This is a genomic window from Cellulomonas sp. 73-92, from assembly GCF_001898175.1.
Taxonomy (GTDB): Bacteria; Actinomycetota; Actinomycetes; order Actinomycetales; family Cellulomonadaceae; genus Cellulomonas.
Genome location: NZ_MKTH01000019.1, coordinates 75,154 through 95,175, shown reverse-complemented (window position 1 = coordinate 95,175; position 20,022 = coordinate 75,154). Strand labels below are relative to the sequence as shown.

Here is a 20,022-nt window from a genome sequence, read left to right as displayed (position 1 = left end):
CAGCAGCATCGCCGCGACGAAGAGGTTCATGTAGGCGAAGAACCGGCGGCGGTCGGCGTCGTGCTCCATGTAGGCGACGGAGTAGACGTGGATCAGCGTGCCGACGAACGTCACCAGCAGCACGAACGTCAGCGACAGCGGGTCGATCCGGAAGCTCGCGTCGAGGTGCAAAGCTCCGGCGTCGATCCAGCGGCCGAGCGACACCGTCGCCGCCCGGGAGTCGCCCGGCACCGAGAGCATGCGCACGAGGAGCACGACGCCGATCCCGAGCGAGGCCAGCGGGGCCAGCACGCCGAGCCAGTGGCCCCAGCGGTCGGAGTGGCGGCCGGCGAGCAGGAGGATCGCCGCCGACAGCAGCGGGATGCCGACGAGCCAGGGGGCGAGCGCCGCGCCGCTCCACGCCGCATCGGTGGGGATGGCGGTGATGAGCATCGGAGTCCCTCAGCTCTTCAGCAGGTTGACGTCGTCGACCGACGCCGAGTGCCTGGTCCGGAAGATCGAGATGATGATCGCGAGCCCGACGACCACCTCGGCAGCGGCCACCACCATGACGAAGAACGCCAGGACCTGGCCGGTGAGGTTGCCGTGCAGGCGGCTGAACGTCACCAGCATGAGGTTGGTGGCGTTGAGCATCAGCTCGACGCCCATGAAGGCCATGATCGCGCTGCGCCGCACCAGCGCCGTCGTCGCGCCGATCGAGAACAGGATCACTGCCAGCACGAGGTAGTTGGTCAGACTCACGACTTCTCCTTCACCCCGTCTCCACCTGGGCCGTCGCCGGGCACCGTCTCGCCGGGCGCTTCGATCGGCGGCTCTTGCAGCGCCGCAGGCTCCTCGGCTCCGGAGGCACGCCTCGTCGATCCGGAGCCGGACAAGACCCGGTCGATGCGCGCGGCGTACTCCCGGGCGTCGGCCTCCTGGCCGCGCACGCGCAGCACACGCGAGACCGACGCCTCGATCGGGCGGCCGTCCGGGCCGAGCGCCGGCACGTCCATCGCGTTGTGCCGGGCGTACACACCGGGTGCCGGCTTGCCGGCCGCGGTGCCGGCCTTCACCCGGGCCTCGGACCGCTCGCGCTGCGTCACGCGCGGCGTCAGCCGGCGGCGGTGCGTCAGCGCGAGCGCGCCGACCGCCGCCGTGATCAGCAGGGCGCCGACGATCTCGAGCGCGAACGCGTAGCTGCCGAACACCAGCCGCGCCAGGGCGACCGGGTTGGAGTCGGCGTTGGCGTCCGTCAGACCCTTCGGCGAGCCGAACTCGGCCCGGACCACGACACCGACAAGCACGATGAGCAGGCCCAGCCCGCCGAGGGCGGCCAGCCAGCGCTGGCCGCGCAACGTCTCGGTGAGCGAGTCCGACGCGTCGACACCGACCAGCATCAGGACGAACAGGAACAGCATCATGACGGCGCCGGTGTAGACGACCACCTGCACCACCCCGAGAAACGGGGCGTCCTGGGCGACGTAGAGGAACGCCAGCCCGATCATGACGACGACCATCGACAGCGCTCCATGGACCGCTTTGCGGGCGAACAACATCCCGAGCGCGGCAGCCACCATGACGATCGCGAGCACCCAGAAGAGGATCGCCTCGCCGGTCGTCGTCGTGCCCGTGCTGGTCAGGGTGCCCAGCAGCGCGAGGAGAAGACCGGTCGGCCGGCTCACAGCCGCTGCCCTTGCTTCGCTGCTCTCCATGGTTCCGAGACCGATTGCCGGCAGCTGGCCTCGTCGAAGCCGGCCGCGTACCTCTGGCTGGCGGTCCAGCCCATGGGCTGCGTCATCAGCGGTCCACGCCTCCCAGCACGGGGTCGATCGAGGCGACGGACGCGACGACGTCGGCGAGGTTCCCGCCCTCGCACATCACCGAGACCGCCTGCAGGTTGTTGAACGAGGGGTCGCGGAAGTGCGCCCGGTACGGGCGCGTGCCGCCGTCGGAGACGAGGTGCACGCCGAGCACGCCGCGCGGGTGCTCCACCTCCTGCCACGCCTGGCCGGCCGGCACCCGGAAGCCCTCGGTCACCAGCTTGAAGTGGTGGATCAGGGCCTCCATCGAGGTGCCCATGATCTCCTTGATGTGCTCCAGGCTGTTGCCCTGGCCGTCGGGGCCGACGGCGAGCTGCGCCGGCCACGCGATCTTCTTGTCGGCCACCATCACCGGGGCGTGCGGGCCGAGCTTCGTCAGCCGGTCGAGGCACTGCTCGACGAGGTGGACCGACTGCCACATCTCCTCGAACCGGATGACCATCCGGTCCCACGCGTCGGCGTTGCTGCCGGTGGGCACGTCGAAGTCGTACGTCTCGTAGCCGGAGTACGGGTTCGACTTGCGCACGTCGTACGGCAGGCCGGCCGAGCGCAGGATCGGGCCCGTCATCCCCAGCGCCATGCAGCCGGCGAGGTTGAGATTCCCGACGCCCTGGTAGCGCAGCTTGAGGATCGGGTTGGCCAGCATCAGCTTCTGCAGGTCACCCGCGAACTTCCGCACGCCGACGAGCGCCTCGCGCACCGCGTCGACACCCCCCGGCGGCAGGTCCTGCACCACCCCGCCCGGGCGGATGTACGCGTGGTTCATCCGCAGGCCGGTGACCAGCTCGAAGATCTGCAGGATGTGCTCGCGGCCCTGGAAGGCCAGCGTCATGATCGTGGTGGCGCCCAGCTCGTTGCCGCCGGTGCCGAGCGCGATGAAGTGGGACGCGATCCGGTTGAGCTCCATCATCAGCACCCGGATGACGGACGCCTTCTCCGGCATGTCGTCGGTGATGCCGAGCAGCTTCTCCACCGCCAGGCAGTAGCCCGCCTCCTGGAACAGCGGCGCGACGTAGTCCATCCGGGTGCAGAACGTCACGCCCTGGGTCCAGGTGCGGAACTCCATGTTCTTCTCGATGCCCGTGTGCAGGTAGCCGATGCCCGCACGGGCCTCGGTCACCGTCTCGCCCTCGATCTCCAGCATCAGCCGGAGCACGCCGTGCGTCGACGGGTGCTGCGGGCCCATGTTGACGACGATGCGCTCCTCGCCGAGGCGTGCCGCCTCCTCGGCGATCGACGACCAGTCGCCGCCGGACGCCTCGAAGCTGGGCACGCCCGCCGCCTCGTCGTCCGCCACCGGCCGGGTGGCGTGGGGAACCGTCATGGGCGCGACCCCCGCTGGTCCGAGGCTGGCGGGCTGCAGGCCCCTGTTTGGCTCGCAACTCGAGCGATCTGCGGATCGAAGGTCTGGCCATCGCTTTGACCGCGACGCCATGGCCGCCGTCGCAGGAGCGAACGACACGAGCAAGCATCACCGCCTGCCGTGCAGTGCCTGGAGGCTGGGCTCACCGCGTCTCCGATCTGCCGTGGGTTTCGGACGTCACCCTTGCGGGTCAGCCACCACGAGCGATCCAGTGTTGGTCCACAGACCTGCGCGGTCTGTGTCCTTCTCATCAAGATTCGATCAAGCGCGCCATTCGGGTGCGTCGATGCATCCGCAGAGCGTTCGAGCATGGCGACACTGAGCGTCATGATCGCTGGGACATTCGTTCGGCGCCGCACGTATGGCGACGCCGTGACCGAGCAGCGGCACGGGAACCACGGCGGATCGGGGATGGGTGGCGGCAGATGATCCGGCCCGCGCGCGCTGGCATCGCAGTCCGTCTCATGATCGCGATGGCACTGGTCCTCATAGCAGCGGCAGCAGCCGCAGGACTGGTCGCTGGGCCAATCGGACCTGCCCTGTTTGACCGGCACATGGCCGCCGACGTGCGGGCTGCCTCTGGAGCCATCGTCGAGCATGCCGAGATGGAATTCGCCGCCGTCAGTGCTCTGACCTTGGCAGTCGCTCTGACGGCCGCGACGTTGACGGCCCTGGCGGTTAGCCTGCTGCTCGCCCGCAGGATGGGCTCCTCGCTGGGCAATCTGTCCCGTGCGGCCAGCGAGGTGGCAGCTGGACGATTCGACCTACACCTGATTCAGCCTCACGTGGGGATCGAGTTCGACAACCTCGCCGAGGCGTTCAACACGATGGCCGAGCAGCTGGAGGAGGACCAGCGGGTACGGCGCCTGCTGACAGCGGACGTCGCCAATGAACTGCGAACACCGGTGGCGACGATCTCGACCTACCTTGACGCGCTCGAGGAAGGCCTGCGGGAGCTGACGCCGACCACACTTGAAGTGCTGCGCGCTCAGGCCTGCCGTCTGACCCGATTGGCCTCGGACCTGGCCGCCGTCACCCAAGCCGAGAGCGGCATCCTTCACCTCGACCAGATCGATCACGACCCAGCGGACCTGCTCGTCGCTGCCGTGCTGGGCGCCCAAGACCGCGCCGACGGGGCCGGCGTTGCCTTGGTACTCCGGATCGCGCCCGGGCTGCCTGACGTCAGAGTCGACCCTGAGCGCTTCGGGCAGGTCTTGGGCAACTTGCTGGACAACGCAATCCGCCACACTCCCGCCGGGGGCAAGGTCACCTTGTCGGCAGCATCGTGCAGCGATGGGGTGCGCATCGTCGTGGCCGACACCGGTGACGGGATCGCGCAGCAGTACCTGCCGCACGTGTTCGAGCGGTTCTACCGGGTGAACACCTCCGGCGATGGTCACGGCGGCGGCTCCGGCCTCGGGTTGGCGATCGCCAAGGCGCTGGTTAGGGCGCACGGTGGCTCGATCAGCGCGCACAGCCCCGGCGTCGGGCAAGGTGCCTGGTTCATCATCGACTTGCCGGTGGCCTGACGCCGATCTTGAGCAAGGCTTCATCGTGTCCGACCCGGAACTTGATCCACGGCCTTGAGGCTGGTGGGTGAGCGGTTGCTACCCACGCCGCTCACCCCGCGGCGAGGAGGGCTCGATGGGCCTGTGGTGCAGCCGGATGACCGTCGGTGGCTGGGTGTTCATGGTCGTCGTTCTGGCGCTCGTGATCGGTCTGGCCGTCTGGGCGGTGTGCCGACTGTTCCCGACACCAGCACAACGGATCCCCGACCCGCGTGCGGCCCTCGACGCTCGCCTCGCCGTGGGCGAGGTCGACCTGACCACCTACATCCAGCTGCGTCAGCAACTCGACGGCGGCCCAGCCGTCGACACGACGGCGCCGGTCCCCGTCAGCACGCCGCCCGGCCGGCAGAGCACACTCAAAGGAGGTGTGTGATGGCGACACCGGACACCATTTCGGTCACCACCCCAGCGGCGGCGAGCCACTGGCCCAAGACCGCGCTGCGGGTGACGTTCGGCCTGATCTGGCTCATCGACGCGATCTTGAAGTGGCTGCCCGGGTTCCGGGCCGCCTACATGGACACCATCATGGAGCAGGCCGAGGGCCAGCCCGGCTGGCTGCAGCCCTGGTTCCGGTTCTGGATCGACCTGCAGCACCCGGACAGCGCGTTCTTCGCCTACCTGGTCGCCGTCGTGGAGACGCTGATCGCCGCCGCGCTGATCGTTGGGTTCGCCCGCAAGATCGCCTACAGCGCCGCGATCGTGTTCAGCCTGCTGATCTGGTCCACCGCCGAGGGCTTCGGCGGCCCGTACACCTCCGGTGCCGCGGACATCGGCACCGCGATCTTGTACGCGCTGGTGTTCGCTGCGCTGCTGACGTTCAGCTACTACCAGGGCACCGCCCGCTACAGCGCCGACGCCTGGCTGGAACGCCGCATCGGCTGGTGGCACCGGGTCGCCGAAGTCGGGCACCACCACCCCGGCGCCGGCACTGGCCAGGCGGTCACCTCCCTGGTGCCCGTGGCGCCCAACCCGCCGCGACGCAAGACCGCCTGACGCCCGTTGTCCCCAACCATCCTTCTGCAGCGATCCCGGAGGTCCCGATGATCACCTTCCTGGCCAACAACTGGTACTGGCTCTTGCTTGTCGGCGCCATGGTCTTCATGCACGCCGGCCACGGCGGGCATGGGGGCCACGGCGGGCACGGCGGCGGGGCAGGCGGGCACGGCGGTGCGGCCGGTGGGCACTGCGGAGGTTCGGCCCACCAGGGCGCGCACCCGCAGGAGTCCACCAGCCACGAGGCGGCCCACCGGCCGTCGGCTGCGGGCGGCCCGCCGACCGGGTCGCCCCCACGATGACCACCCGCCGCCGCCACGTCGGCGCCCGCTCCGCCGGGGACGGGCCGGCCAGCACAACGCCCGGATCGGTCGGCCGTGGCCGGTACGACGGCATCGGGAGGCGAGCATGAGCCAGATCGAGACCTATGACGCAGTCGTGGTCGGTGCCAGCTTCGCCGGACTGGCGGCCGCCGGCCAGCTGTCCGGTGCCGGGCGCGTGCTGCTGGTAGACCGAGAGCCGATCGGGGCCGGCCAGACCTCCGCGTGCGGCACGCTGCTGGCCGTGCTCGAACGCCTCGACGCCGGCGACGCACTCGAGCAGGTCCACCCGAGAGTCGTGCTCAACGTGGCCGGCCGGCGCGTCGGCTTCGACACCACGCACCGCCCCTTCGCGACCTTCGACTACGCCACGCTGTGCCAGGTCCTGGCCAGCCAGCTCGGGGACGTGCAGGTCGCGGTAGCGCCGTTCGGCGGGATCGACCCCGACGGCACGCTGCGGCTGGGTGCCCGCCGGGTCCGCGCAGCAGTGCTGATCGACGCCTCGGGATGGCGGCGGGTCCTGGCCCGCGCCCTGGGGGCCCCGCCCCTGGACCGGGCGCACACCTCCACGGGCGTGGAGACCGGCACCGCTCATGCCGGCTGCGCCCTGGAGTTCTGGTTCCGCCCGCCAGGCCGCCCGGACGGCGTGCACTGGGCCTTCCCCGCCGGCGACCACGTCCGGGAGGGAACGGCCTCCTACCTGGCCCACCCCCACGGCCTCAAACGCGACCTGACTCGCTTCACGCACGTGGACGAGCTGCCCGCCAAGGCGATCCACGGCGGCGCGTTTCCCTCCCGGCTGGCCGAACCGGTCACCGACAAGGTCTTCCTCGTCGGTGACGCAGCCGGCCAGTGCCTGCCGCTGACCGGAGAGGGCATCCGCCCCGCCCTGGTGTTCGGACAAGAAGCCGGCCGACAGGCCCGCGCCGTGCTGCTCGGCCGCCAGGACCTGCCCACAGCACTGGCCCGCTACCGGACGGCCGTGACCAGGACTCGTCCGGCCTACCGGACGCTGGAGCACATGCAGTCCTGGGCCCTGCACCTGCCCCCGAGCGTCGTCGCTCACGCCGTGCGCACCTCGGCCAGCCCCAGGCTTTCGCCCCTGCTGCAGGCCGCCTACTGGCAGGTCGCCAACCCCGACACCCTGCGCGCGGCCCCTGACACCAAGGCGACCCGCACGCTGTCCCGCGTGCCGTGCACGAGCGGGCCCGCCGCTCACCGCGCGGAAGACGCCACGGACCTGGCCGCCTGCGCGGCCAGCTGCGACTGCCCACCAGGCACCCATGCGCCCCAGACGGCGGGCTGCTGCCTGGCGCCGTAGTACCCCCAGCCCTTCCCGGGCCAAGGTCCTGGCACACCACCTTGAGCAAAACGCGTACGGGCCGGGCGGTGCAGCGTCGTATCGTCCGGCCCGTACCCGTCCACCGCACCACCCGGATCAGCCCCGCCACGAACTGGGTGGCAACAGGCCGGCCCGGCCGAAGTCGCCGCGCGGAGCCGCGCGGGCCGGTCTTGACCGCCACCGAGGCGACGGACCGGCAGCACCCCCACCGATCGCGTGACGGCCTGGGCATCCCGACAGGGCCGGGAACGGGTTGACGAGAGTTTCGTCGTTCCCTGATCGACCCTCAGCCCAACAGCCGGCGAGGTGCCCGACGATGCCGATCAGAACATGGGGAGGGCGAAGCCATGAGCAGCAGAGCGTTCGCTGTCGCCGGCCTGGCCTGCGGGACATGCCTGGCGGAGCTGATGGACGCGGTCCGCGCTGTGCCGGGCGTCATCGGCGTCGGCGTGACCTTGGTCCACGGTGCGCCGTCAGCGCTCACGGTGACCGCACTCGGACCGGTGCCCACCGAACAGATCGCCGCCGCGGTCACCAAGGTCGGCTTCACCTTCGCGCCGCTGGACGCACCGGTCCCGGACACACCTGGGGTCGCTGCCACCCGAACCCTGCCGCCCAGCCACTGACCGGTGCCGCCGGCCGCCTGGAGCGACAGGTGCCGGGGGCGCCGACTCGACCTGGAGCACCGAGGTTTCTTTATCGAATCTCTATGGCGACGCAAGCGACGCGCAGCATTCCTCGCCCTACGCTGCAAATACCCCCGCGGGGTATCGGGAAGCGGTGGACCGAAGTGCGACAGGACTGCGGTGGAGCAGCGCGCACCCGGCCCGCGGGGGGCCAGTTGCCGCCGGCCGCCGGTCGGCGCAGGGAAGGAGTGCACGACCATGGATGTCGTCGTCATAGCGGTTGCCGTCGTGCTGACGGGGCTGTTGGGCTGGTACTTCTTCGGGCCGCGCAGTACGCACCGGGCGGCGGTCGAGCAGGGTGTGCAGGTCATGACGGTCGCGGTCAAGGGCGGCTACAGCCCCGATGTGATCGAGGTGGTTCAGGGCACGCCGGTGCGGCTGCTGTTCGACCGGCAGGAGGCCGGGGACTGCTCCTCGCGGGTGGTGTTCGCCGACTTCAAGGTGAACCAGACCTTGCCGGCCTACGCGACCACTTCGGTGGAGTTCACTCCGCAGCAGGTTGGCGAGTTCGGCTTTGCCTGCGGCATGAACATGCTGCATGGCACCCTGAAGGTCGTCTCCGCCGGTGGGCGGGCTGGTGGCGGGACGGCGACCGCGGTGCTGGAGCGCCCGACCACCTCCGGCCTGCCGGCCGGGCACGATCACGGTCACATGCCGGCTGTGCGCGACGAGCTGACCGCACCCGAGCAGCCTGTGGCCGGCGGCCAGTCCTCGCCGTCCGGCGATGCGTCGCCGGACGGCGAGGCGGCCGAGCGGGCCGCCGAGATCGCCGACCTGCGCCGTCGGGTGATCGCTGGCGCGATCTTGACCGCTCCGGTGCTGCTGGCTGTGATGTCCACGTCGCTGTTCGGGGCCACCTGGGTGCCCGACCTGCTGATGCGGACGTGGTTCCAGCTGCTGCTGATCGCCCCGGTGATGGTCTACACCGGTTGGCCGATTCACCGCACCGGCTGGCTGGCGCTAGCCCACCGGACCGCCGACATGAACTCCTTGATCACGTTGGGGTCGATCGCTGCGTTCGGGTTCAGCCTGGTCAGCACGTTTGCCCCGGGCGTTCTGCCTGCGGACTCGCGGGAGGTCTACTACGAGGCGGTCGGGGTCATCTTGACCCTGATCCTGCTGGGTCGGCTGCTGGAGACCAAGGCCAAGGCGGGTACCGGTGAGGCCATTCGGGCCCTGATCGGCCTGCAGCCGCGCATCGCCCGGGTGGTGCGGGGTGGGGAAGAGTTCGAGATCGGCGTCGAAGACGTGGTCGTGGGCGACACCGTCATCATTCGCCCGGGGGAGAAGCTGCCCGTCGACGGCTTGGTCACCGACGGTCGGTCGCCGGTGGACGAGTCGATGGTCACCGGCGAACCCGTTCCGGTGGTCAAGGCCGCCGGGGACAGCGTGATCGGGGCGACGATCAACCAGACCGGGTCGCTGCGGTACACCGCGACCAAGGTTGGCGCGGACACGATGCTGGCTCAGATCATCAAGCTGGTCCGCGAGGCGCAGGGCTCCAAGGCGCCGATCCAGCGGCTGGCGGACAAGGTGTCCGGCTACTTCGTGCCCGCAGTCATCACGATCGCGATCTGGTCGTTCGTCGTGTGGTGGCTGCTGGGACCGTCGCCGGCCGGTGTGTTCGCTCTGGTCGCTGCTGTGGCGGTGCTCATTATCGCCTGCCCGTGCGCGCTGGGCCTGGCTACCCCGCTGTCGATCACGGTCGGCACCGGCAAGGGCGCCACGCACGGCATCCTGATCCGCTCCGCCGAGGCGCTGGAGACCGCGCACAAGCTGACCACCGTCGTGCTGGACAAGACCGGCACCATCACCGCCGGTGCCCCGGCTCTGACCGACGTGCGACCTGCCCACGGGATGGACGGCGATGAGCTGCTGCGACTGGTCGCCGCCGCCGAACGCGACTCCGAGCACCCGCTGGCCGCCGCGATCGTCGCAGGGACGCGTGAGCGTGGACTGGTCGTGCCGACCGCGAGCTCGTTCGAGTCCGTTACCGGTCAGGGTGTGCGCGCTCGGGTCGACGGCGAACAGGTGCTCGTCGGTAACCAGCGGCTGCTGGCGGCCGCCGGGATCGACTCGAGGAGTCTGCTCGGCGACTTCGAGGAGCTCGCGGCCTTCGGCCACACTCCGATGCTGGTGGCCGTCGACGGCTTCCCCGCTGGCGTGATCGGCGTGGCCGATCCGATCAAGGAGAGCTCGGCGGCGGCGATCGCCGACCTGACCGCCCGCGGCATCGATGTCGTCATGATGACCGGCGACAACCGCGGCACCGCGGCGGCCGTCGCCCGGCAGGTCGGCATCGGCCGGGTGGTGGCTGAGGTGCTGCCTGAGCACAAGGCCCGCGAGGTCAAGCGGCTGCAGGCCGAGGGCCGGATCGTGGGGATGGTCGGCGACGGCATCAACGATGCCCCCGCCCTGGCTCAGGCGGACGTCGGCTCGGCGATCGGCACCGGCACCGACGTGGCCATCGAGTCCTCCGACATCACCCTGATCTCCGGCAACCTCGGCGGTCTAGTGACGGCCATCGACCTGTCCCGGGCCACCATGCGCAACATCCGCCAGAACCTCGGCTTCGCGTTCGGCTACAACGCGATCGGCATCCCCATCGCGGCCGGCGCGCTCTACCCCGCCTTCGGGCTGCTGCTCAGCCCGATCATCGCGGCCCTGGCGATGGCGGCCTCGTCGCTGTCGGTGGTCACCAACGCCAACCGGCTGCGCCGCTTCACCCCGCGGCCGTCCACCGCCCACCCGAAGACCTCGACCGTCACCCCGGTGGTCGAGCTGGCAAGCGAGCACGACGAACACGAGGAGGACCCCATGCACCACCACGGCCACACCCCCGACACCAGCGTCACCGAGGTCGTCGACCCGGTCTGCGGCATGAAGGTCGACCCGACGACCGCCACCACGCGCGAGCACGACGGGACCAGGTTCTACTTCTGCTCCCCGGGCTGCGCCGCCGCGTTCGACGCCGACCCGCACCGCTACGGCCACCCGCACGCCACGGCCTGACCGGACCCCAGACCCCACCACCGCGACCGACCAGGCACGAGGAGGGACACGCCATGGCCGCCAGCCAAACCGAACAGGACGCCCTCCTGCTGCGGCTGCACCGGATCGAAGGGCAGGTGCGCGGCATCGCCCGGATGGTCGACGAGCAGGCGTACTGCATCGACGTGCTCACCCAGGTCTCGGCCGCCTCCCGTGCCCTGCAGTCGGTCGCGCTCGTGCTGCTCGACGAGCACCTGCGCCACTGCCTGTCCGAGGCGGCCCAGGTCGGCGGCGAGCTGCACCAGGAGAAGGTGCACGAGGCGTCGGCGGCGATCGCCCGCCTCGTGCGCAGCTAAGCCGGACGCGGTCGGCGTCCTTGTGGACAGGCGCCGACCGCGTCCACCCCCCGGGGCGAACCTCACGCCGGTCACCCAAGCGCCCCGGCGGGCGCACCACCGCTCTTCGTCGCGCTGGACGGGGCGGACCAGGTTCACGTTCCGCACGCCGAGGACGACGCCAGCACCGCCGCGGCGGCTGCCAGCGGCTCGGCGCCTCGCGCACCGCGTGAGGCAGTCATCGGGAAGGTCGTCATGAGCCAGAGCAGGAAACGCCCCCGACCGGCCTCGGGCCAGCACGGGGGTGCCAGACGGCCCAACCAACCCAACCGCTTGCCGGACCAGTCACTCGCCGAGCTGCTCGGACTGGCCGCCGCCCGCACCACGTCACCAGCAACGACTGCCGCCCGCACGACACCCGCCCCCGCCGCCCCGCCGCGGCCACCTGCCCGGCCAGCCCCCGTCCCGGCGGCGCCAATCGCGGTACCCACCCTGGCCAAGATCGCCGGTTCACCGAACCCGGCCACCGGGCTGGAGTTCGTCACCACCCCGTTCCGCGCCCTGGCCGACCTGGAACCCCAGGCTGTCGCGGTCAGCTACTGGTTCACTCCACCGGCCGGCCCCAACCCCTACCAGGTCGCCATCCGCTTCACCGGCCACCGCCTGGACGTGGCCGGGCCCCGCACACCAGCCGACGACTTCGTGCTCACCAGCGAGGTGTCGGATGTGGCACCTGCCAGCGGCCCGATCGTGGTGACCCAGCGGACCGCGGGCACGGCAGCCGGACGCTGGTCGGTCACGGCCGAGGCGCAGGCCAACCCCCAGCGCGCGGCCGGGTCGACGCCGGTGCGCCTGCCGCCAGCCGCCGGCACAGGCCAGTCGGTGTACGCACCGATCGCCGCGATGCGGGCCCCCGGCGTGCTGATCGGCTCCTGGCCGGCCATGGTCGCCTTGGGATTCCTGCTCGGCCTGCTCGTGCAAGGTCTGCTCGCCAGGGTCCACACCCTGCCCACCGGCCCAGTGCTGACGCTGTCGCTGCTGGCCGGTGCGCTCGGGCTGGCCGGAGCCAAGACCTACTACCGGCTCACTCACCGACACGAGCCACGCACGACCTGGCTGGCTGGACTGAGCGTACAAGGCTTCGTCGTGGCCGCCACGGCAGTCTTCATCCTGGGCGGCTGGTGGTGGGGCGTGCCGATCGGGCACCTGCTGGACGCCTCCATCCCGGCCCTGCTGACCGGACAAGCGGTCGGACGCCTGGGCTGCCTGTTCGCCGGCTGCTGCAACGGGCTGCCAACACGCTCACGCTGGGCGATCTGGTCCTCCGACCGACGCGTCGGCACCCGCCGCATCCCGGTCCAGCTCCTGGAGTCCAGCTCCGCGGCGTTGCTGGCCCTCCTTACCGGACTGATCGCCTGGCGCACACCACCCCAGCAGGCCGGCTACCTGTTCCTCGGCGGGCTGGCGGCCTACGTCATCGTCCGCCAGGTCCTGTTCCCGCTGCGCGGGCTGGCCCGAGTGACACGCCACGGGCGGGCGGTGATGCTCGTCCTGGCCCCGCTCGCCCTGGCAGCCGCCGTCCTCGTGCCCGCACTCACCTAACCGCCAACATACCCCCATGGGGTATGTTGGCCTACGTCATCGCCCACCCGAGTTGCCCGACGAGAGCAGGGAGGACTGGATGCCTCACCACCACAACCGTCCCACCGACGACACCCGGGTGGTCGATCCGGTCTGTCGGATGAAGGTCGATCCGGCCACCGCCCCAGCCAGCCGCCGGCACGAGGCGACCATCTTCTACTTCTGCTCGACCGGGTGCGCGGCCGCCTTCGAGGTCGATCCCCGCCGGTACGTCCACCAACTGCCAGCCTGACCGACCGAAGCGCTGCCGCGGACCGGATTTCGGCCCGAGCGATCGCCTCGCCTAGTGACAAAGAAGGGGCCTACTGATGCCTGAACAGACCGTGGTGCTGGACGTCTCCGGCCTGCACTGGGCCACCTCGGGTGCCGTCGTTGCCCGCCAGCTGCGTCGGCGGCCCGGTGTGCTGGACGTCGAACCGAACGCCGTAGCCCAGACCGCAACCGTCAGCTACGACCCGACGGTCACAACGGTCGCCGACCTGACCGGCTGGGTGCGCCAGTGCGGTTACCACTGCACGGGCCAGTCGGTGCCGCAGCACGTGTGCGACCCAGCCGCCGAGCCGGCCGCCGCCAGCCGCATGCACAGCGGCCATGAGCAGCACACCGGCCATGAGCAGCACGACGATCACGGCGGCCACGGCGACGCGACGGTCGACATGGTCCACGAGAAGCCCGCGGCCGGCGCCGGCGAGATGGCGATGTCCGGCCATGAGGCGATGGGGCACGGCGGTCATCACGCTGGGGCGTCGATGGCGGCGATGGTCGCCGACATGCGCAACCGCTTCCTGGTGGCGTTGGCCGCGTCGGTGGTCGTCTTGCTGTGGTCGCCGATCGGCCGTGACGTGTTCGGGTTCAGCGCCCCGGCCCCGTTCGGGCTGCGCGACGACGTGTTCGCCTTGATCGTGTCGTTGCCGGTGGTCTTCTACTCGGCGTGGATCTTCTTCGACGGGGCGGTGCGTGCCCTGCGCGCCCGGACCCTGGACATGATGGTCCTGGTGGCCGTCGCGGTCGGCGCTGGCTGGCTGTACAGCCTGGTGGTGACCCTCACGGGCGGCGGGGAGGTGTTCTACGAGGCCGCCACGGTGCTGACCACGTTCGTGCTGCTCGGCCACTGGCTGGAGATGCGGGCCCGGGGCGGCGCGAACGACGCGGTGCGCACCCTGCTGCAGCTGGCACCACCCAAGGCGCTGGTGCTGCGCGGCGAGACCCCGGTCGAGGTGCCGACCGACCAGGTGCAGGTCGGCGACCTGCTGCTGATCCGCCCCGGAGCCAAGGTGCCGGTCGACGCGCTGGTCGAGTCGGGGGAGTCCGAGGTCGACGAGTCGATGGTCACCGGGGAGTCCCTGCCGGTGCCCAAGGCTCCCGGCGATGCGCTGATAGGGGCGTCGATCAACACGACCGGCACGCTGCGGGCGCGGGCCAGCAAGGTCGGCGCGGACACCACGCTGGCCCAGATCGTCAAGCTGGTCCAGCAGGCGCAGAACTCCAAGGCGCCGGGGCAGCGTCTGGCCGACCGGGCCGCGTTCTGGCTGGTGTTCGTCGCCCTCGTCGGCGGGGCGGCGACCCTGCTGGTGTGGCTAGCCGCGGGTGCGGGCTTGGCGCAGGCGATGCTGTTCGCCATCACGGTCGTGGTCGTGACCTGCCCCGACGCGCTCGGGCTGGCCACCCCGACGGCGATCATGGTCGGCACCGGGCTGGGCGCCCAGCGCGGTGTGCTGTTCAAGAACGCGACCGCCCTGGAGACCGCCGCCCGCATCGACACCGTCGTGATGGACAAGACCGGCACCTTGACCAAGGGCGAGCCGGAGGTCACCGACGTGCTGAGTGACGGGCGGGACAAGAACGAGATGCTCGCGCTGGCCGCCGCCGTCGAACGCGAGTCCGAGCACCCGCTGGCCCAGGCGGTTGCCGCTCATGCCACCGGCCGCGGGGTCCCCACCCTGCAGGCGACCGGGTTCCGCAACGTGCCTGGGCACGGCGCCATGGCCAGCGTCGACGGCCACCACGTGCTGGTCGGCAACCGTCGCCTGCTGGAGTCCGAAGGCGTCGAGCTCGGAGCCCTGGCGGCCCGCCGCGACGAGCTGGCGGCCGCCGGCCGCACCGCGGTCCTGGTCGCCGTCGACGGCCACGTGGCGGGCGTCATCGCCTTGGCCGACGCGCCCCGCCCGACCGCTGCTGCGGCGGTGGCTGCTTTGCACCAGACTGGCGCCCAGGTGGTCATGCTCACCGGGGACAACCAGGCCACCGCCGACCGGATCGCCGCCCAGCTGGGCATCGACACCGTCATCGCCGAGGTCCTGCCGCAGGACAAGGCCGCCCAGGTCGCCGCGCTGCAGAAGCAGGGGCGCCACGTAGCGATGGTCGGCGACGGCGTCAACGACGCCCCCGCGCTGGCCACTGCGGACCTGGGGATCGCGATCGGAGCCGGCACCGATGTGGCGATCGAGACCGCCGACCTGGTGCTGATGCGCTCCGACCCGCTGGGCGTGCCGACCGCGCTACGGATCGGACGTGGCACCGTGCGCAAGGAGCACCAGAACCTGGCCTGGGCGATCGGCTACAACGCCATCGCGCTGCCGATCGCCGCCGGAGTGTTCTTCACCGCCTTCGGGCTGTGGCTGCGACCGGAGATCGCCGCCCTGACGATGTCGGGCTCCACGCTCATCGTCACCGCCAACGCCCTGCTGCTACGCCGCCTGCACCTACCCCAGACCACGCTCGACGACCAGCCCCAGCCCAACCCGCAGTAGGGCGGCGACAACGACCACCGGACAGCACCCCAGATGAGCACCCTGCTGGCGGCCGGCCGCGTGGCTGCGACCCGAGCATCGGACGCGGCACCGACCGGCAGGTTGTCGCGGCCGGTGAGCCTGCTGCAGGCGGCCGTCGGCGGCCTGGCGACCCAGACCGCGTTCCCCGACCTGTCCTGGTGGCCAACGGCCGGCCTGGGCCTCGCCGTCTTGGTGGTGGCGCTGCACCGGGCGACGGTGCGCTGGGCTGGGCTGGTCGGTCTGATCTGGGGCCTGGGGCTCTTCATTCCGCACCTGTGGTGGGCCGACCAGGCCGCCGGAGCGCTGGCCTGGCTGGCGCTGGCGGTGGTCCAGGCCGCCCTGGTCGGGGTCGGCACCGCCACGTGGGCCATTGCGGCCCGGACGCCCTGGGTCCAGCGCACCTCGTGGGCGGCGGCGCTGACCTTCACCGTCACCTGGGTGGCCGACGAGCAGCTGCGCTCAACCTGGCCGTTCGGCGGGTTCCCCTGGGCCCGGTTGGCGTTCTCCCAGACCGACGGGCCACTGCTCGCGCTGGCGTGGCTTGGTGGCGCGCCCCTGGTGACCGCCGCGGTCGCCCTGGTCGGATTCGTCCTCGCCCGCGCCTGGCTGGCACCGGTGCACCGGCGGCTGTGGCCGGCGCTGGCGGCCGCCGCGACCACCAGCGCGATCATCGCGCTGGCCCTCTCGATCCCGCTGTCGACCGCGGCCCAGGCCGACACGTTGCGGCTGGCCGGCGTGCAAGGCAACGTGCCCGACAGGCGCGCCGTCGTCGCCGACCGATCCCGGGTGGTGCTCGACAACCATGCGGCCGCCACCCGCACCCTGCTGCACGACGCCGCGCCCGGCAGCCTGGACGTCGTCCTGTGGCCGGAGAACGCGACCGACATCGACCCTCGCACCGACGCCGCCGCTGGAGCGACAGTCGAGGGCGCGGCGCAGGCGGTGCGGGCGCCGATCCTGCTGGGAGCCGACCAGCGGCTGCCGGACGGCCGCTACGTGCAGATGCTGCTATGGCAGCCCGGTCGTGGCACGGTGTTCGCCTACTCCAAGCAGAAGGTGGTGCCGTTCGGGGAGTACATCCCCGCCCGCCCCCTGTTCCGCCTGTTCTCTTCCCAGGTCGACCGGGTCGGCACCGACGCCAAGCCCGGCGACCGACCGGCGCTCGTGCCCCTTGATGTGCCGCGGTTAGGCCGGGTCGTGCCGTTGGCGACCGTCATCTGCTTCGAGGTGGCGTTCGACGACGTGGTGCGCACTGCGGTGCGCGACGGCGCGCAGCTGATCGTCGTGGCGACTAACAACGCGTCGTTCGGGTGGACCGGCGAGTCGACCCAGCAGCTGGCGATGACCCGGCTGCGGGCTGTCGAGCACGGCCGGGCCGCGGTTCAGATCTCGACCGTCGGCGTCAGCGCGGTCATCGCCCCGGATGGAACCGTGCAGCAGCGCACTGGGCTGTTCACGCCGGCCACCTTCCGAGCCGAGCTCCCGCTGCGCACCAGCCTGACTCCGGCCGACCGCTTCGGTGCCGCACCCGTAACCGCCGCGGTCGCCCTTGCCCTGGCAGCAGCGCTGGCCGGTGCTGCCAGTCGTGAGGCGGAGTCGACCGACGCCTGGTCGGACGCCGCTCGGCCGGATCGGGTGCGAACCGGCTCGCGATCTGGGCGACGAGCCGGCCACCAGCCGAGCGTCCCGGCCGATCGAAGGGGCACCAGGTGACGCACGGACCGGTTGTGCGCTCCTCGGTGAGGCTGTCCTGGCAGTTGACTGACCGACACAGCCAGCTGACGTGGGCGGCCCTGGGCGGAGGTCTGGCGGCCGTGGCGCTGGCCTTTTGGGGGCTGCCGGCGATCGACCTGCACGGCCCGCTGCATCGTCTAGGGATCATGGATCTGCTGTGTGGAGGAACGCGGGCCGCCTACCTCACCATGACCGGTCGGTGGACGCTGGCGTGGTACTACAACCCGCTGGGGCCGCTGGCCGTGGTCGCCGCGGCCGTCCTGATGCTCCGCGCGGGGGTCGGCCTCCTGACGCGACACTGGCTCACCTTGCGGGTGCGGCTGTCCCGCCGGGTCAGGCGCGTCGCGGTTGTGGCCCTGGCCGTGGTCGTCGTGGTGCTGACGGCCCGTCAGCAGCTGCTGGTCGACGTCCTGAGGTGAGCGGGTCCCACCGTCGCCAGCAGCCCGTTGGGAAGGCGGGCTGGAGGCTTCGCGGGACCTTCATCCAACCTCGACCAGGTCGCAGCCAAAGGTCCGGACGATGGAGGCATGACCGACCAGCTGCAGGCCGTTACTGCGCCGAGCGCGCCGCGTGTGCGGCGTGGGCCGCTGCGCACGGTGTGGACCGCGATCAGCGGGGCGACCGGGGTGGTGGTTGGCCTGGCACCCCATGTGCTGCACCACATCGGCCCGCTGGTCGGCACCGCCCTGGTGGCCGGCGCGGGCGGCACAGTCTTGTTCGGTGTCCTGGGGCTGGCGGCCTCGGTGCCGATGCTCCTGAAGCTGCGCCGCCGGTTCGGCTCGTGGTGGGCCCCGGCCGCGGCTCTGGCCGTGTTCGCGGCGGCCTTTGTCGTGTCGACGACGGTCATCGGCCCGCTGATCCGCGGAGCCGACAACGTCCCGGCACCCTCCCCGAGCCAGGTCCAGATGCCTGTCGGGCATGACCAGCACCACTGACATCGCCGTCGAAAGGACTCACCATGACAACGCCACACGCTCCGGCACCGAAGATCAACATCACCCCGACCGAACGCGTCTCCCGGGTCGTCGTCGGCGTCGCCGGCATCGTCGGCGGTGTGCTGCTGCTGGCCGGCGCCCACACCACCCTCGCCGTCGTGCTCGAGGTGCTGTTGGTCCTGGCCGGGGTGGACCTGCTGGTCACCGGCGCTCGAGGGCACTGCCCGCTGTATGCCAAGCTCGGCTACGTACCGGCCTCCCTGGCCCACCCCCGAGCCGGACGGACTGCGCGATGAAGCAGCAGCAGAACCCGTCGGGCGGGCGAGCGGACCGGCCGCAGAGCCGGACATCGACCACCCCGCGGATGCCCGACCACCACCACGCGCCGGTCGACCAGCCGTCCACGGGCGGTTCGCATCATGGGCACCGGTGGATGATGCTGGCCTGCTGCGTGCCGATGCTCGTGATCGTCGCCGTGCTGCTGGCCACCGGCACGGCCGGCATCGGGGCCGTGATCTTCGCGGTGGCCTGCGTCGGCATCATGACCGTGATGATGCTGGCCATGCCCCGTGGCCACTAGCCAGCTGGCGTCGACCTCTGCCATCACCCCGGTGGTGACGGCGCGACGACCGCATACCGGCCGGATGATCGGGGTCGCCCTGGCGTGGGGGGCGTGCTTCGTCGCGATCAGCTGGGGCCTGCGCGACGCCCCCGTGCTGTGGTTCGCCGCCCTGCGGGCCCTGCTGGCCGGCGCCGCGCTGGTCGCCGTGGCTAGCGCCCAGCACCGCCGGCTGCCACGCGGGCCACGGACCTGGGCGCTGATCGGGCTGCTCGGGCTGGTCAACGCCACCCTTGCCCTGGCTGCGATGTTCGCCGCCGGAGCCGGCGCCGCCAAGGGCGTGGCTGCGGTCCTGGCGAACGCCCAGCCGCTGCTGATCCTGCTGCCGGCGTGGTGGCTGTACGGGCAGCGGCCCACCCGGTCCACCACCATCGCCCTGTTGCTCGGACTGGCCGGGCTGACCGTGGTGGCCTCGGCGTCCGGCGCCGGGGCCGGGGCTGGACTGTCGCTGGCCGCCGCGGCCGCCACCACCGCCGGCACCCTGCTGGCCCGCTGGCTGGCCGGTGTCGACGTGATCGTCGTGGCCGGCTGGCACCTGCTGTTCGGCGGCCTGGCGCTGGCCGTCTGGGCGAGCCTCAGCGAAGGGCAGCCCGACATCGCGTGGACCGGCCGGTTCATGGCCTCCCTGGCGTTCCTCGCGCTGGTCGGCACCGCCGCCACGACCGTCATCTGGTTCACCGAAGCCCAGCACGCCCGCCTGGACCAGCTGACCGGCTGGACCCTGCTCGTGCCGGTCATTGGCGTGCTGCTGGCCGCCCTCGTCCTGGGCGAACGCCCAACCGGCTGGACCCTGCTCGGACTGGGCGGCGTGCTGGCAGCCCTGTGGATCGCCCAACGACCCGACCACACCCCGCCCGCCGGCCATCACGGCCTGCCGCCGACCGCCCCAGCGCCCGCGCCGACCGGCGCACCAAGGACGTGA

At 71.5% G+C, this 20,022-nt stretch carries 20 protein-coding genes and 1 pseudogene; 17 read left to right on the top strand and 4 right to left on the bottom strand.

Annotated elements, in window-relative coordinates:
* The 4 genes and pseudogenes from BGO37_RS14515 to BGO37_RS14500 all read right to left on the bottom strand — a co-directional run.
* Nucleotides 1–432, bottom strand: a pseudogene (locus BGO37_RS14515) (NADH-quinone oxidoreductase subunit L); the annotation flags it as partial.
* Between the two features lie 9 nt (nt 433–441).
* Nucleotides 442–741, bottom strand: coding sequence for an NADH-quinone oxidoreductase subunit NuoK (gene nuoK, locus BGO37_RS14510; RefSeq protein WP_291755980.1), 300 nt, complete (start codon nt 739–741; stop codon nt 442–444).
* Entirely contained in the window at nt 738–1,622 is an 885-nt protein-coding gene (locus BGO37_RS14505) for an NADH-quinone oxidoreductase subunit J (RefSeq protein WP_291755990.1), read from the bottom strand. Before BGO37_RS14505 ends, nuoK begins: the two co-directional genes overlap by 4 nt.
* 157 nt (nt 1,623–1,779) lie before the next feature.
* Nucleotides 1,780–3,126 (bottom strand): NADH-quinone oxidoreductase subunit D, encoded by a 1,347-nt coding sequence (locus BGO37_RS14500; RefSeq protein ID WP_291755978.1) that lies wholly within the window; start codon nt 3,124–3,126, stop codon nt 1,780–1,782.
* Nucleotides 3,127–3,638: 512 nt separating this feature from the next.
* On the opposite strand from BGO37_RS14500, the gene BGO37_RS14495 reads away from it, so the two are divergent.
* From BGO37_RS14495 to BGO37_RS14415, 17 genes are all read left to right on the top strand, one after another.
* The gene (locus tag BGO37_RS14495) at nt 3,639–4,694 is read left to right on the top strand and encodes a HAMP domain-containing sensor histidine kinase (RefSeq protein ID WP_291755977.1); all 1,056 of its coding nucleotides are present in this window, start codon (nt 3,639–3,641) and stop codon (nt 4,692–4,694) included.
* A 115-nt stretch (nt 4,695–4,809) separates the two neighbouring features.
* On the top strand, nt 4,810–5,106 hold the full coding sequence (locus BGO37_RS14490; protein WP_291755975.1) for a hypothetical protein: 297 nt from the start codon (nt 4,810–4,812) through the stop codon (nt 5,104–5,106).
* Nucleotides 5,106–5,726, top strand: a complete 621-nt coding sequence (locus tag BGO37_RS14485) for a DoxX family membrane protein (protein WP_291755973.1) — start codon at nt 5,106–5,108, stop codon at nt 5,724–5,726. Before BGO37_RS14490 ends, BGO37_RS14485 begins: the two co-directional genes overlap by 1 nt.
* Before the next feature lie 47 nt (nt 5,727–5,773).
* Nucleotides 5,774–6,028, top strand: coding sequence for a hypothetical protein (locus BGO37_RS14480; protein ID WP_291755971.1), 255 nt, complete (start codon nt 5,774–5,776; stop codon nt 6,026–6,028).
* A gap of 106 nt (nt 6,029–6,134) precedes the next feature.
* Nucleotides 6,135–7,367, top strand: coding sequence for an NAD(P)/FAD-dependent oxidoreductase (locus BGO37_RS14475; protein WP_291755970.1), 1,233 nt, complete (start codon nt 6,135–6,137; stop codon nt 7,365–7,367).
* Nucleotides 7,368–7,735: 368 nt separating this feature from the next.
* Nucleotides 7,736–8,014: a heavy metal transporter gene (locus BGO37_RS14470; protein ID WP_291755968.1), complete on the top strand. Its 279-nt coding sequence runs from the start codon at nt 7,736–7,738 to the stop codon at nt 8,012–8,014.
* Between the two features lie 3 nt (nt 8,015–8,017).
* Complete coding sequence (locus tag BGO37_RS14465; RefSeq protein WP_291755966.1) at nt 8,018–11,086, top strand: heavy metal translocating P-type ATPase; 3,069 nt, start codon at nt 8,018–8,020, stop codon at nt 11,084–11,086.
* A 53-nt stretch (nt 11,087–11,139) separates the two neighbouring features.
* Nucleotides 11,140–11,421: a metal-sensitive transcriptional regulator gene (locus tag BGO37_RS14460; RefSeq protein ID WP_291755964.1), complete on the top strand. Its 282-nt coding sequence runs from the start codon at nt 11,140–11,142 to the stop codon at nt 11,419–11,421.
* Nucleotides 11,422–11,733: 312 nt separating this feature from the next.
* A complete protein-coding gene (locus tag BGO37_RS14455; RefSeq protein WP_291755962.1) occupies nt 11,734–13,002 on the top strand; it encodes a prolipoprotein diacylglyceryl transferase family protein in 1,269 nt (422 codons plus the stop codon).
* Nucleotides 13,003–13,018: 16 nt separating this feature from the next.
* Nucleotides 13,019–13,273 (top strand): YHS domain-containing protein, encoded by a 255-nt coding sequence (locus BGO37_RS14450; RefSeq protein ID WP_367188118.1) that lies wholly within the window; start codon nt 13,019–13,021, stop codon nt 13,271–13,273.
* Between the two features lie 76 nt (nt 13,274–13,349).
* Nucleotides 13,350–15,791, top strand: coding sequence for a heavy metal translocating P-type ATPase (locus BGO37_RS14445; protein ID WP_291755958.1), 2,442 nt, complete (start codon nt 13,350–13,352; stop codon nt 15,789–15,791).
* Between the two features lie 33 nt (nt 15,792–15,824).
* On the top strand, nt 15,825–17,525 hold the full coding sequence (gene lnt / locus BGO37_RS14440) for an apolipoprotein N-acyltransferase (protein ID WP_291755955.1): 1,701 nt from the start codon (nt 15,825–15,827) through the stop codon (nt 17,523–17,525).
* A 44-nt stretch (nt 17,526–17,569) separates the two neighbouring features.
* Nucleotides 17,570–17,965, top strand: coding sequence for a DUF2752 domain-containing protein (locus BGO37_RS14435; protein ID WP_291755953.1), 396 nt, complete (start codon nt 17,570–17,572; stop codon nt 17,963–17,965).
* 108 nt (nt 17,966–18,073) lie between these two features.
* A complete protein-coding gene (locus BGO37_RS14430) occupies nt 18,074–18,481 on the top strand; it encodes a hypothetical protein (RefSeq protein ID WP_291755951.1) in 408 nt (135 codons plus the stop codon).
* A gap of 23 nt (nt 18,482–18,504) precedes the next feature.
* Nucleotides 18,505–18,777: a YgaP-like transmembrane domain gene (locus BGO37_RS14425; RefSeq protein ID WP_291755950.1), complete on the top strand. Its 273-nt coding sequence runs from the start codon at nt 18,505–18,507 to the stop codon at nt 18,775–18,777.
* Complete coding sequence (locus tag BGO37_RS14420) at nt 18,774–19,061, top strand: hypothetical protein (protein ID WP_291755949.1); 288 nt, start codon at nt 18,774–18,776, stop codon at nt 19,059–19,061. The genes BGO37_RS14425 and BGO37_RS14420 overlap by 4 nt, the downstream gene beginning before the upstream one ends.
* Nucleotides 19,062–19,125: 64 nt before the next feature.
* Nucleotides 19,126–20,022 carry a DMT family transporter gene (locus BGO37_RS14415; protein WP_291755947.1) on the top strand — a complete coding sequence of 299 codons (897 nt, stop codon included), beginning with the start codon at nt 19,126–19,128 and terminating at the stop codon, nt 20,020–20,022.